This is a genomic window from Isoptericola croceus (assembly GCF_029382255.1).
In the GTDB taxonomy this organism is placed as follows: domain Bacteria; phylum Actinomycetota; class Actinomycetes; order Actinomycetales; family Cellulomonadaceae; genus Isoptericola; species Isoptericola croceus.
This window is the reverse complement of record NZ_JARLLG010000274.1, coordinates 1-271: the sequence shown is the minus strand read 5'-3', so window position 1 is coordinate 271 and position 271 is coordinate 1. Positions and strand designations below refer to the sequence as shown.

General features: G+C 48.0%; 1 protein-coding gene. It reads left to right on the top strand.

Annotated elements, in window-relative coordinates; genetic code table 11:
* Window positions 1–48: 48 nt before the first annotated feature.
* On the top strand, window positions 49–271 hold a 223-nt coding region (locus PZC42_RS24700; protein WP_277214158.1), incomplete at its 3' end, for a Dol-P-Glc:Glc(2)Man(9)GlcNAc(2)-PP-Dol alpha-1,2-glucosyltransferase.

Sequence of the window (271 nt, the reverse complement as noted above, 5' to 3'; positions counted from 1 at the left end):
ATGTTCTACATCTGGCCATACTTCGTGTTCTTCTCCTGGCCTATTCTCATGATTCCTGTGATCAACTTGGTCGTGCCCAACGCTTATATCCCTAAGTTCTTGAATTACGACTTCTCCGAGAAGAAGAAGGGCTTTCCAGCGCTATTGACGGCTCTCGCCATCATCCCTGTTATGCTCGCCATTGTCCATTTCAACACTGTTGTCCACCCTTTCACCCTGGCCGATAACCGCCATTACACTTTCTATGCCTTCCGACTCCTGTTGAGATATC